The organism is Paraburkholderia sp. UCT70 (assembly GCF_050434085.1).
Taxonomy (GTDB): domain Bacteria; phylum Pseudomonadota; class Gammaproteobacteria; order Burkholderiales; family Burkholderiaceae; genus Paraburkholderia; species Paraburkholderia tuberum.
In genome coordinates this window covers 308,249-320,668 of sequence record NZ_JBNPVZ010000001.1, presented here as the reverse complement: position 1 = coordinate 320,668, position 12,420 = coordinate 308,249, and the positions used below count along the sequence as shown (strand labels likewise).

The 12,420-nt window shown below is 59.3% G+C and carries 6 protein-coding genes; 3 read left to right on the top strand and 3 right to left on the bottom strand.

Features of this window, described 5'->3' with window-relative positions; genetic code table 11:
* The first annotated feature begins 172 nt into the window (after positions 1-172).
* Complete coding sequence (locus OKW41_RS01570) at positions 173-1,558, top strand: hypothetical protein (RefSeq protein WP_429571310.1); 1,386 nt, start codon at positions 173-175, stop codon at positions 1,556-1,558.
* A 159-nt stretch (positions 1,559-1,717) separates the two neighbouring features.
* Here the strand turns inward: OKW41_RS01570 and rpoD are convergent, their stop codons facing one another.
* On the bottom strand, positions 1,718-3,613 hold the full coding sequence (gene rpoD / locus OKW41_RS01565) for an RNA polymerase sigma factor RpoD (protein ID WP_429571309.1): 1,896 nt from the start codon (positions 3,611-3,613) through the stop codon (positions 1,718-1,720).
* A 640-nt stretch (positions 3,614-4,253) separates the two neighbouring features.
* Here rpoD and OKW41_RS01560 point away from each other — a divergent pair.
* Entirely contained in the window at positions 4,254-4,676 is a 423-nt protein-coding gene (locus tag OKW41_RS01560) for a hypothetical protein (RefSeq protein WP_429571308.1), read from the top strand.
* 2,701 nt (positions 4,677-7,377) lie between these two features.
* Here OKW41_RS01560 and OKW41_RS01555 read toward each other — a convergent pair.
* Both OKW41_RS01555 and OKW41_RS01550 read right to left on the bottom strand, forming a co-directional pair.
* Positions 7,378-8,358 carry a ParB/RepB/Spo0J family partition protein gene (locus OKW41_RS01555; RefSeq protein WP_429571307.1) on the bottom strand — a complete coding sequence of 327 codons (981 nt, stop codon included), beginning with the start codon at positions 8,356-8,358 and terminating at the stop codon, positions 7,378-7,380.
* Positions 8,355-9,566: a ParA family protein gene (locus tag OKW41_RS01550; RefSeq protein ID WP_429571306.1), complete on the bottom strand. Its 1,212-nt coding sequence runs from the start codon at positions 9,564-9,566 to the stop codon at positions 8,355-8,357. Before OKW41_RS01550 ends, OKW41_RS01555 begins: the two co-directional genes overlap by 4 nt.
* Positions 9,567-10,227: 661 nt before the next feature.
* Here OKW41_RS01550 and OKW41_RS01545 point away from each other — a divergent pair.
* Complete coding sequence (locus OKW41_RS01545) at positions 10,228-11,646, top strand: replication initiation protein (RefSeq protein WP_429571305.1); 1,419 nt, start codon at positions 10,228-10,230, stop codon at positions 11,644-11,646.
* Positions 11,647-12,420: the final 774 nt, after the last annotated feature.

The following is a 12,420-nucleotide window of genomic DNA, read 5'->3' as shown; positions in this document are numbered from 1 at the left end:
TCCTTGCGGCGTGAGCGAACTTGGAGCATATGCGAACGCTGACGCGGTATCGCGCTGGGGTTTCGGCTCACGCGTACATTTCCGCCCAGCAGAGCTGACGCAGCAAATGCCAATATGGCCTCGTTTATAATTCAAAAGTCAGAACACCAATGATCGCATGGAGCCCTACTTTATGAGTCAACCCCGCGGACGATCTGCGGGATCTCGGGACAGCGGCCAGCGCCAACCTCGTCACGTGAAGAAATCCCAGTCCAACCGGCAGAGACAACCGTACGTGAATGCACCTGCTCGAGACTCCGCCCAGACTGCCTCCATTTTCAAAACCCGATCGTTCCAGTTCCTGATCGATACGGTGGGTGCAGAGAATATCGCCCTGGGACTTGGATCGAACATGGCGCGAGTGGCCGAACTGACGAGGGGCGAGAGGTTCACGCCCGAGACCGCCTTCCACATGGAAACCACGCTTGGGTTGCCTCACGGTTTCTTTGACCAGCCCAATCCTGCGCTCGCGGCCGAAACCATCGCCCGCCTGAAATCACCGCTCGACTTCGTTCAAACAGACGACGAACCTGAAGCAGTGTCTGAAACACCCATGCCAGCGTCCGCCCTGAAGGGCGGCCAGCAATCATTTCTTAAAGATAGTTTGTCCGAGGAAGCGCAAATGCCGAAGAAAGCAACGGGCGGGTCGCCCAGAGCCGTCAGGAACAGTCGGAGCCAGATGGCCGAACCGCATACCCCTCATGCGCCGCGAAAAGGTTTGCCCTCGAAACACAGGACATCTCCTGGAACAACCCAACAGCAAGCGCTGGCATTAGACGACCGGGCCGCGGTACAGAACATTCGACGCGCTAACCTTCACATTCTCACGGGTCGCAACGGATCGAAAGCAAAACTTGGTGTAGTCATGGCGATGAGCGGATCCAACATGGCCCATCGGCTGCATGGCAAGAAACGCATGGACGATGTCGAAGCCAACCGCTTCACCGAGCGACTTGGTTTGCCAACTGGCTGGCTGGACACGCCGCGCTCTGAAGCTGACATTCCAGAGTCGGTGTCGCGTCTGCTTACGCCTGCTTCGCGCGGTCGTGCATCCGTTGAACAGCATGAGCCGCTCGCGGCCGCGACGAAGGATGGCGTGCCAGTGAACCCCGCAGAAGTGAAGGCGCACACTGGGCGCGTGCGGGCGGCGGGCCGGACCGGTCCGGACAGCTCCTCTCCTGCTTCGGCGGATGTCGCCGGAGCGAAAGAAATGATCGTCGTCAGCCTACAGAATCATGTCAGTGCTGCCCCCGACGAGCCTGCGGGTGGCTCGCCAGAAGAAAGTGATAGCGAACTCCCGGCAGCGACACCGGCAACCCCTGAGTTGCTCGCGGCCGCTGCAACACCGCAGCGCAGTCCGGCGCTGCTCTCCTTCGCTTCCGTGACCAGCCTGGATAATCTTCACGGTATCGAACCGATCGCGGAAGCCTTGATCAAGACGCTGGCAGGTAAGGCACGCACGGGTCGACTGGACGAACTGAAGGCGCTGGAACTTTTGCAGCAGGCAGTCCTGCTGTGAGTCGGTAGCGTGCCACGACCCATTGTGCAATGACGCATGAAGCGCATCGAGGTAACCCGGCCCCGGTGCGCGCCAGGAATCGTCCTGTTCCGATCGACGGTCGACTGCGGATCCCGTCCTCAATGACAGCGCAACGCGCCGAGGGCCCCGGCCCGTGGCTCAATGGTCGAGAAATTGCCGTAGCTTGCCGGCTCGAGCCGGGTGCATCAGTTTTCGCATCGCCTTGCTTTCGATCTGCCGGATCCGTTCGCGCGTCAGGTCAAATTGTTTGCCGAGTTCCTCAAGCGTATGGTCGGACGTGGTATCGATTCCGAAACGCATCCGTAGCACCTTCGCTTCACGGGGCGACAGCGCATCGAGCGCCTCATCGATCGCGGCGCGCAGGTTCGCATGCACGGCCGCGTCCGCGGGCGATGCCGCCATCGGATCTTCGATCATATCGCCAAGCGTCGCGTCGGCGTCCTCCCCCACGGGCGTCTCGAGCGACACCGGTTGCCTGGCGACCTTCAACATGCCGCGAATCTTCTCTTCCGGCAGTTCCATGCGCTGCGCAAGCGCCGCAGGAGCAGCCTCGCGTCCGGTCTGCTGCAGGATCTCGCGCGAGATCCGGTTGAGCTTGTTAATTGACTCGATCATATGCACGGGCACGCGAATCGTGCGCGCCTGATCGGCAAGCGAACGCGTGACGGCTTGCCGCACCCACCACGTTGCATAGGTGGAAAACTTCCAGCCGCGTCGATATTCGAATTTGTCGACGGCCTTCATCAAGCCGATATTGCCTTCCTGAATCAGATCCAGAAAATGCATGCCGCGGTTCACGTACTTTTTCGCGATGGATATCACCAGGCGCAGATTGGCCTCAATCATCGCGCGCTTCGCTTCCCGCATTTTCGACTCAGCCGCCATCATCTGCCGGTTGATCTTCTTCAACTGTTGCAGCGGCAGTACCACGTTCGCTTCGATATCGATCAGCTTCTGCTGTTCGGCGTGGATCGCAGGCAGACTGCGTCCGAGCGCGGCGCCGTACTGGCGCGACCCCGCCGCCATCCTTTCGGTCCACCCGAGATCGGTTTCGTGCCCGGGAAACGACTCAACGAACTTCTCGCGCGGCATCCCGCACCGGTCAACGGCAATCTGTAAAATACGCCGCTCGACCGCTCGCACCTGTGCGACCTGTTGCTGCACGTCGGCGCACAGCCGGTCGATGGTTCGCGCCGTGAAGCGGATGGGCGCCATCTCGCGTCGGATCGCTTCACACACGCGTGCGAAGGTTGCGTGGCCCTTGCCTTGCGCGGCGTCGGCATGCGGGATCTGATCGAACAACTCACGCACTCGCGCAAATATCGCGAGACTGTCGCTCGTGAGCTGTTTCAGACGCGCCTCGTTCGCCTTCGCCGAATCCCCCTCCCCGATCGCACTGTCCTCATCTCCCTGCTCGTCGTCGCCATCGGCGGTATCCGCGTCAATGTCCGGTGTCCCAGCCGGGTCCGACACTGACAGCTCGGCCGCTGCAATGTCTTCATTGAGACCGTCGACCAGTTCGTCGATGCGCAGTTCACCGGTCCCGATCTGCTCTGCACTCGAAAGGATCGTGGAGACAGTCGCCGGGCAGGCGGCAATTGCCTGGATCATTTCGTGAAGACCATCTTCGATGCGCTTCGCAATCTCAACCTCGCCCGCGCGAGTCAACAATCCGGTCGCGCCCATTTCACGCATGTACATACGCACGGGATCGGTCGTGCGCCCGAATTCAGAGTCGACGGTGGAAAGCGCGACTTCCGCTTCCTCGTCGGCCTGGTCGTCCGACACGGCTGCCGGCGCAGCGTCGTTCAGGAGCAACGTCTCCGCGTCGGGCGCCTGCTCGTAGACCGCTACGCCCATGTCATTGAAGGTGCTGACAATGGTCTCGATGGCAACGGTCTGCGCGAAGTTGTCCGGCAGGTGATCATTGATTTCGGCGTGAGTCAGGTAGCCGCGCTCTTTTCCTAACTGGATGAGCGCGCGCATCTCACGCTGCCGCTCTTCGTCCTGCAACACCGTGGACACTGCGTCCATCGGTAGCACGGCTGCGGCGGCCCTGGCCTTCGATGCGCGCCGAGCCGAAACATTCGGTGCGGATGCGGCTGTTTCCGGTCCGGAATCTTCCCGATCAAAAGTTGCCATACATTCTCCTTGGACAGGTTTGCGTGGCGATAGCGAGACCCGGCAGCCTGGAGCGCGGCGGCCGGCGAGGCGCACACGTTCACGGAGGCAGGCGGCCACCAGCTGTAGCGTCGCAGCGAGCAAGAGACGCGGCCTGCCGACAGGAGCGGGCCGGTTGAAATGGAGCACAGGAAAACCACTGCCTAAAATTATAGCACCAGTTGCTGCACTGCACCACTGAAGCGCACTTCGCCGGCCGGAGATGCTTTCTGCTCAAGCAGGCCTTGTCAGGCACTCGTCGCGCTAGGGGCGGGGGCAGCGTATTGTCCTCGCGGCTGCCGGTTCTCCGCCTCGAATTGCCTGTTCCGCCGATCGGCTACCTTCGCCCGCAGTACTCCCGCAAGTCGAGCCCGCGGCGAACGTCGCGTCGACGCGAAGCCGTTCTTTCGAAAGTTGGGCTTCTACGTGGGTTGCCGCCTTGTCGCAACGGTAAACGTCGACGAGAGCGTGCAAAAGTTGGGGAGGTTGTTCTTTCAACTCCCGTTCTGCGGCCGTGGAAGAAATTAATGTCGTCAACCCGGAACCCGCGTGCAGCACGGATTTCACAGATTTCCAGGTCCACTACGCTGGCCGCATCGAGTTGGTACTCCTACCCAATCCGGTAACCGCAGAGAGCATCCGTGCTCGCGCGGAACCTGATCACACCGCCATGACGGTTCGTCTGATCGAGCCTGCGGAACTTGCCGCTTCACGCACCTGGATCGAGAACTGGCAGCGCATACTGCCCTGCCTGATTACCACCCGCGGCCTTCCGTCGAGCTCGCTCCTCACTGCGATCGAGCGCTTCGTAGCGACGGCCCGGTCATTGCGCGCCATCGAGCGCGGATTCTCGATGGGCGATCCACTTGTTGCACGCGCCGGCGTGTTCAACCTGTTGCATGTCGGTTGCGTCAGCACGGCCGAACTGCACACCTAACCCCTGTCGTTGTTGACGCGCTTTGCCGCCGCGGGAACCCGATCATGAGTCGACGCAAGCCCGAGTTGCAGGCCATTGACCTAACGGCGTGGCCAACTGTTGCCTGGACCGAGCTCGACACAACCTCCCGCAAACGCGTAAAGCTTTGAATGCAGGCAATCGAGGGATACGTGCGCGGCGATGCCGTCAAAGACATCGAGAACGCAAGGCGAGCGCGGCAGCCGTGCCGCGGCAGGAGCGCTCTCGCAGTTGCTCGAGCGAAACCGACCCGTAGGACGTAACAAATCTGTCCCCCTTCTCCCCAAGAACCACGGCCAGAACGCGACCGGGTTGACACTTTTATTTCCCGTCGAATCGACACAAAAGGGGTCAACTTGCATACGGCGCTGCCTGTTCTAAGGGAACGAATCCGCATGACGGTTAGTTGCATCTGTCAGGCTCTTGTCCCAGCATGTCGCGCATAAGGTGCGTGGTGCGCCGATCGCGTCAGATTTCGATAGCCGGGCGTCTAGGTATCCAACATGGGCGCGGTGGCGACAGCGCGAAGCGACGAAAAAGTCGGGGAGAAACTTAAGATTCGTTACACATTACGTAACGATCACTACGATGGGAAGAGGACCATATGGAAGATGGCCGCTCGGCGCGCACATAATCACCTTTTGCCATCCCTCGTTCGGATGTGCCGTGAAACAATTGTCGGGAACTGCAAGGAAGCGCCGAAGGACGGGGCTTTCGAGCAAACGCAAATTGTTCAGCGATGTTTCACGGAGATGGTGTGCCATCTGACCGTGAAGGCTCCGGACGCCTAGCTATGACATAGGATGGGAGGAAGGAAATACTTTAGGTGTACGAACTGTTTTAACTTTCCCGGCTCCGTGCCAGCTATTTACTACGCACGCCCAAAGATGCCGCCGCGCGCTCGCAACTTCACAGCCCCGAATTGCGGCGAACGTCCTGCGTATCTGTGGCGCGTAGGTTGAGCTCCGGGCTGCCAGCGTCTCCCCCTGCCCGCGCGATCCAGATGGCCTATACAGGGGCATTGATGCTTTACGCCTCGCGCGACGTTTCGCCGGTCGCTACTTGACATGAGAACCCATGGCACCGCGACTCCACACGCTGCAACGCGGTATCCCCGCACCGGAGTGTTTATCGCGCGGACGACGTCGGCACGATGCACGTATGCGCACTCGTACAAAGGAATTTGGCCCGCGTTATACGATTATCGGGCGAGACCATGTTAACTGCGCGGTCAAATCTGGCTCGTGTGATGCGCCGGCACGGCGATCAGCCAGCCATCGCTCCAGTCCAATTTGTATTCGAGTTGGCGCCGAAACTCGGCTCACCCTTGATCGGGGAATGGCGGTGTTGACGTCAGCCGTGGCGCGAACATTCCTGCCCGGGTTCCTGACGCTACCGGCCGCCGACTTCGACATCCTGCGCACCTTCAGGTCTTCGATACACACGCGCCGGCGGTTCTTCTTGACCGTGGTCGAAGCCTTTTGAAGGCGGTCGCGACGCGCGTTGGCCAAGCGGGCGTGGATGCGCAGGATGTGCACCTCCTGCGTCTTCCAGTTGCTACCGAACCTGACCTTGCGGCAAAGTTGCGCGAGCGCCAGACGTTTCGCGTCTCGCCGGAAACGTTGAGCGCCTCATGCGCACCGGAGAACGTGGCAAAACGGGCAATGCCACGTCGATGCCAATCGCCGACTTCGTCCGCGGAACAGGCTTCTTAACCTCGCACCGCGTCTGGATCGAGATCAACCATCTGCCGGCCGAGTGGTTGAGTGTAGCGTTGCGTAGTTCGCCCGGCGCAACGCGGTTCTTGCGGTAGCGTATCACCGCGGTGGCGCTCGGTAGACTGGTGCTGACGGCTATCATCGCAATCTTTGCGAACGTAGCCTGCGGTGGCCTCCTCGGAGGACTGGCGCGCGAAGATTGACGCTTGGGGCCAGCGGGGGCGCTCGCGCTCGACCACGGCATCGGAGAATCTGTTGTACGTCTGCGATTGCATCTTCTTCGCTGGCGGCGTCTGCCAGCGTCTCAAGCCACCAAAGACATTGGGAAACCGCTGTTCACGATCCTCGCCTGACTCTGCCGACGCTGACCCCCAGCGTGCACTATCTAGACTAAATGAGGTATTTGCTCTGCTGTTGTCTGCCCGCGTAGCCATGGTCGACCTGTCGCTGCCGCGGAGTGTCCAGATCTGAACACTTTTTTGGGGTGATCGAGACTCAGGGCGCGACAAGACAAGCCTGCATGCTCAAGCAAGTCGACCCACATGATCGCGGGTCGGCCGACCGGTAAATCCGTGACGATACACGTTCCTCACGCCCGCTGCGCTGGACAGATTCAAACTGGACGCCCAGGCGGATCCCACGGCGCCTGCCCATTAAGACGTGACACGCGGCGCCTCCTGAGCGATCTGGACAGCCACAACACGATTGGTGCGGCGTCGACGAAATCCTCCCTGGAAAAGTGACGAGACGTCGCCAAAAGAGCCGGAGGTAGTCACGCATCCGAGAGCGGACTCCGTAGGGGGAGGCACCGAAACCTCTTTGTCCGGCGCATACCTCCAGGACGCGCATAGGGACGTTCAAATCATTCATTGGATCGCTCGCGGTCAGGAAGTTGTCCAGATCTGGACACTCCCAAACGGGGCCACCCACGGCGGGCGCGGGCCGCTAACAAGTCTGATGGTCACTCATTCGGGGCGTATCGAGAACATCTTTCCGATGTACTCCCTGAGCTCGTGCTCCTGATCTTCGGTCACGACGCCTGCTTTGAATTTGAACGTCAGACCTTTGACATCTTTGGTGATACTACCGGCCTGAACCTTCCCGGCGAAGATTTTCAGGATACTCCGATCTCCGGCATCGGCCGTGGGCGCCCCCCGGATGACCGCCGCGCTTATCGCCGCGGCAACTTTGGTCTGAACCAGATCACCGGAGACGACTCCAGGCCAAAGTTCCTCCAATGCCTTGATCGCGGCCTCACCACCTTTCTTCACCGCGAGAGCAATTTCGTGGGCAGTGGCGGCACTCAGGACCGAAGGCTTCAGATCAAGGTCTTTCTTTACGAAGCCGGGCAGGTCGTCGAACGACAGGAACCGATACAGATCACTGCGCGATATCCCTATCACCTTGGCTAGCCGAGTCCGATTCGGAAACTCCGATTCGGCACGACGAACTGCGATCGCAATTTCGTAGTCTGACAGATCGTCGCGCGTGACGTTTTCCATCAGTGCCAGCGCGGCCATGTCCTCGTCCGTGCACTCGATGACCACCGCGCGAATTGCTTCCCTATTGATCAGCTTGTGGGCACGCCACCGCCGCTCGCCGGCGACCAGCTCAAACGTATCGCCGGCCCTGCGGACCACCACCGCCTGCAGCAAACCCGCCTCGGCAATTGAGCGCGCCAGTTCTGCTAGCTTGTCCTCATTGAACTGCCGGCGAGGCTGCCACGGATTTGGAACAATGGCGCCAAGTGCGATCTCCGTCTCTATGCCCTGTCTTTCAAGCTCCTGAACCCGCAGTTGGGCGGCCGCCAAGGACGCAGTGATACCGGGCATCGTTTGGGAGACGCGTGCGCTCCGGTCCTTTTCCTTCTTCTCGCCCTTGAAGTCACCCGGTGCGGGTAGGTTGGCCGTCTTGGCCATCAGCTGCTCGCGAATATTGCCGCTCATGCTGCCTCCTTCCAGGTCTTGACAAACATGTCGTCGAGCCATTTCGCGTACTGCACCATCGGCTGCTTCACGCGTTGAAGCGACTTCGCGGTCGAATGCGAGCTTACGACATCGAGCGCGGTCGAGAACGACAGGGCGCCGCCGCTCATCACCGAGCTGGCCGGAATTTCAAACGGGTCAAGCCAGCGACCGTAGGCTGTTTGCGCCCATTGCCGCACCACTGGCGCCGATGATGTTTTCCCGTAGTCCACCTTTGAAAGCAGGATGGAGATGAACTCGTAGACCTTGTCCTCTTCATAGGGCAGGAAGTCTTCAGCCACGTCCGAAAAGAGACGCCAGAATGCCAAGGAGCTGATGAAGTCCAGGTTCTCGGGAATCATGGGCATCACCAGCGCGTCGGCAGCGAGCAGCGCGTTCAGATTCATGTAGGACAACGATGGCGATGTGTCAATCAGGATGTAGTCATACTGCGACCGCAGCGGTTCAAGCCCTTGGCGCAATACCGACCAGAATCGATAACCCTGAATCGTCTTCTGGCGCGCCGGAAGAAGGAATTCCGCGCCATATAGAAACGTGTGCCCCGGAATGATGTCGAGCCCATCCCAGTACGTCGATTGGACTTTGGCACCAAGACCTCCATCGACGTTCTGGTCGTAGATGTACGGCAGGACCGTGTCGTCGCCGGTGATTTCCTTTTCAGCATAAAGACCGCACAGCTCAGACGCAGACGCCTGCGGGTCAAGGTCAATCAGCAGGACCTTTCGACCTAGCAGCGTCAAGGCTTGGGCCAGGCATACGGTGGTGGTCGTCTTTGCAGACCCGCCCTTGAGCTGCGCCGTCGTCAGTACTTTTCCCCGGAAGGTTCCATCTGCCTCCCCCACAGCGGTCTGGTAGACATCCGACGCCATCTTGACCCAGCTGCGCACTTCAGCCAAGGTGAAGGTGCGGCTGCGGCCGGTGCCATTGAGGGTTCCAGCGGGAAGCCCCGAATCGTCCTTCGTCACCAGATACTGAATCTGCTGCCGCGACAAACTGCACATCTCGGCCAGTTCACTAATCGTATAGATCGGCGCAACTTTGCGCGGCCGCGGCGCTAGGATCTGTTCCCGAAGATTGTCCGTGAAGGGCTCGAGGTTATTAGCGAAATCTGCTACTTCCCGAAGCGTTACTTTCCTGCTTTCCAACGGTAGGGTGGCTACGGCATCCATTCTGCGCTTCTCCTTGGTTTTGACTACGAAGCGCAGAATACACGATTCCGCGTAAACAAGGATGTGTTAATCGCAAATACTAGCTTTCAGATCAGCAAACCCGTCTAAGCACCTGATTTTCTATCGTTTTACACCCCACGCTGCCTGTCGATCATTGAGCGACGAACGAGTGAGAACGGATACCTCAAAAACCGAGGCAGCGGATTGCGCACAAAAACCACCCCGGAGACGGTTTTTGTGAGACTCCGCAATGCCAAAAAAACTCCATCTTTTCAGTGAGTTAAACGGTGCGGCAACGGAAGAAAGCCCCCTTTCCCCGAGTTGTGCGCGCTGTTTGTCTGGTTTTTGTAAACATAAACCAACAAACCCACATACAGCGATCAGAAAATCCTTTTATTTCAAGGAAACTCCCTGTGGACAGGGGCGGTTATTGGGCGCGCGGGGACGGTTATTGGGCGCGAGAGGACGAAAATTGGGACGCATCAGCTGCTAGTTGGGAGCCATTGAGGCGAAAATTGGGCGACCGGGTTGGTTATTGTGCTGGGTCGGCTGCGGGTAGGTGGGCGTTGTGTGCTGGATTGCTACTGCAGACAGGGGCGGTTTTTGTGTTGACAGGCGTCAACCGGCTGATACAGTGCCGGGAATCTTGGTCGGTCAACGAATGGAAAATCAGATCCTTCCTGCTACCCCGTATCAGCTTGCCTTGGACATCTACGACGACATGTCCGGCAAAGACACGCCGATACATCGCGCAGATCAGGACATTGGTTTTCTGCGCAACAACATCTTCACACGCGTACGGGGCCTTGGCATCGCTGCTCGGCGCGTGCTCGATGCCGCGTACTACATCGTGGCCAGCAAAGCGCCCGAGGACCTAGTCGACGATAAGGTCTACACCTTCTCCGCGGACATCAACTTCTTCAAATTCCTGATGAAGTATGACAGCCGCAATCACAGTCATCTGGTTGCGCAAATGCGGGCGGCTGCGCAGGCACGCGTGGAAATTATGACGGCGCCGTCCATCGAGGAGCTGACGGAAAAGGATTCTTGGGGGACCATTGGCCTGCTGGGTGACTGCTATATCGAACGCAACGTTGTTTGCATCCTGCTATCAGGACGTGTGATCCGGTATCTCATCAGCCCGTATAAAGCACACTGGTTAAGCCTGCGCGCCGCGGCCAAGCTCACGCTTTCCCTTGCGCGCGCGATCTACGACCGGCTTATCCCGTGCGAAGGTAACGGGGTAACAGAGTGGTTCGCCTACGAAGACGTACTGGATTGGCCTGGGAAAGTGGGGGAGTCGCGCAAGGATCTCAAAGAGTTCAAGAAACACTTCTTGGGGCCCGCCATCGAACAGCTGAACACTGAATCCGATTTCGACGTTAGTTGGGAGCCAAACGCCGAACGCGTTTCGGCCGACAAGCTGCGGATCCGGTTCCGCTTTCGCAAGAAGCAAGGCGCTGACGCCGCGCGCGCTGGTATCTCGGACGACACATACCTCCTGCTTCTCAACGACTTTGCATTCGACCCTCCAGATTTTGAACGGCTGGCAGCCAACCGGCATACATGGACGAACGAGCGCCTCAAGCAGGCACTCGAGTACACCCGGCACCAGCTCATCCGGGGCAAGATCACGAGCAGCCCGAAGGGGTACTTGTTTAAGGCACTCCAAGGCAATTACCGGATCGGCGAAGCGGACCGGCAAATGATCGCGATCCAGACCAGACAGCGGGAGGCCGATCGCGCCGAAGCTTGCACCCGGGACGCGGCGGAAGCGACGCTGAAGGCCACGTTGCAGGCTCAGGCTGACCAAGCCACCGCCAAGCGAAATGGAGAAATTCTGGCGGGCCGCGAATTCTTCGAAGCTGCCGAGGGCACACTGCGCAAGGAGCTGTTCCAGTCTTTCATTAGCCAACTGCTTCAGCAGCGGCTTATGACCCGCGTGGGAGTCGCTCGCGAGACCCTCAGTCCCGATAACATTCTGACGGTGAATCGCGTGGTCGCCGACGCTTTTGGTTCCCATGTCTTCGCTAAGATGAGGAAAGCCATGGCAGCGAACCGGCTGGCACCCGCCCGGTAGCCGCGCTCTTCCTCCGTCAGGTTGTCAATGCCGCCCGTAATTTCCCAGTGGGGATTATTCATCCGACAGCGACACAGGTAGCAGCTTCTGAGTTTCTCCCTGTCGAGCCGCCGGCAATCTGGCTATCAGAATTTGTGCCTCGCTACGATGTCGCGCTTCACAGGAGCGCTCGCCAGTTTCGGCACTAGGCCCGGCAAGCTGGGCGCTGGTACTTCGCACGCAAGCATTCCAAGGCCGAGCGTCTAACGACGGTGTGCCTGCATCCGGGGGCGGTTAGAACGATATGCTCGGGCGGACACTCAAATTTCGGGCGTTGCGAGAACAGTTGGTGCTTGCAACCTGCTGTAGCAGACTGCCGGCAGCCGTTCGCTCGGCATGCATCACAGGCCCAGACAACCCATCTCCGCGAGTCAAGCTTGCTCCTGCGCAATGCGGGCTGGATGAAGATCCGATAGGAGGCCGACAACAAAACGCTCAGATGGTACGAATCCAATCCAATTTTTTCCTTTTAAATCAAGGATGCGTGCTGTCGAATTTGTCTCAGCGTGAGACGAAGCGTTCAGCAGAGCGCATGGTCGACCAAGCGCACGCGCGAGACCACGTACACGAAAAAATCAATCTGATGAATGGGGATTGCTGGACGCGCCTGTGCCTGCGTTGAGGGGGCGACATCAAAATAGACGGATCGCAGCGGATCCTGAGACTTCATGCCGAACGGTCGGCGGTGCGTTGCCCGCTTCGCTCATCGCGAGGGGCGGCGTTCACTCAAAAAGC